The sequence below is a fragment of the Mangrovimonas sp. ST2L15 genome (genome assembly GCF_001280515.1).
Lineage (GTDB): Bacteria > Bacteroidota > Bacteroidia > Flavobacteriales > Flavobacteriaceae > Mangrovimonas > Mangrovimonas futianensis.
In genome coordinates, this window is record NZ_LBIQ01000043.1 from 1 (window position 1) to 1,297 (window position 1,297).

1 protein-coding gene is annotated in these 1,297 nt (G+C 48.6%); it reads left to right on the plus strand.

What is annotated here, in order from left to right; all coding sequences use genetic code 11:
• The coding region (locus tag ZA07_RS15000; RefSeq protein WP_157492171.1) for an HYR domain-containing protein at positions 1-1,297 on the plus strand (1,297 nt) is incomplete at both ends.

Genomic DNA, 1,297 nt, shown 5'->3' on the forward strand with positions numbered 1-1,297 from the left:
CTATTATAGCACCTGCTGACGTAACCGTTAGTGCCAATGCTTCATGTCAAGCCACTGGTGTGGCTCTTGGAACACCCACTACAGCTGATAACTGTGGGGCTAATCCGGCAACCAATGATGCGCCGGCTACATTCCCAATAGGTAATACAACAGTAACCTGGACCGTAACTGATGCAGCTGGTAATTCGGCTACTGATACCCAAATAGTAACTGTCGAAGACAATACAGACCCTACTATTACAGCACCTGCTGACGTAACCGTAAGTGCCAATGCTTCATGTCAAGCCACTGGTGTGGCTCTTGGAACACCCACTACAGCTGATAACTGTGGGGCTAATCCGGCAACCAATGATGCGCCGGCCACATTCCCAATAGGTAATACAACAGTAACCTGGACCGTAACTGATGCAGCTGGTAATTCGGCTACTGATACCCAATTAGTAACTGTCGAAGACAATACAGACCCAACCATTACTGCACCTATAGATGTAACCGTTAGTGCGAACGCTTCATGTCAAGCCACTGGTGTGGCTCTTGGAACACCCACTACAGCTGATAACTGTGGCGTTAATCCGGCAACCAATGATGCGCCGGCTACATTCCCAATAGGTAATACAACAGTAACCTGGACCGTAACTGATGCAGCTGGTAATTCGGCTACTGATACCCAAATAGTAACTGTCGAAGACAATACAGACCCTACTATTACGGCACCTGCGGAGGTAACCGTAAGTGCCAATGCTTCATGTCAAGCCACTGGTGTGGCTCTTGGAACACCCACTACAGCTGATAACTGTGGGGCTAATCCGGCAACCAATGATGCGCCGGCCACATTCCCAATAGGTAATACAACAGTAACCTGGACCGTAACTGATGCAGCTGGTAATTCGGCTACTGATACCCAATTAGTAACTGTCGAAGACAATACAGACCCAACCATTACTGCACCTATAGATGTAACCGTTAGTGCGAACGCTTCATGTCAAGCCACTGGTGTGGCTCTTGGAACACCCACTACAGCTGATAACTGTGGCGTTAATCCGGCAACCAATGATGCGCCGGCTACATTCCCAATAGGTAATACAACAGTAACCTGGACCGTAACTGATGCAGCTGGTAATTCGGCTACTGATACCCAAATAGTAACTGTCGAAGACAATACAGACCCTACCATTACTGCACCTGTTGACGTAACCGTTAGTGCCAATGCTTCATGTCAAGCCACTGGTGTGGCTCTTGGAACACCCACTACAGCTGATAACTGTGGCGTTAATCCGGCAACCAATGATGCGCCACC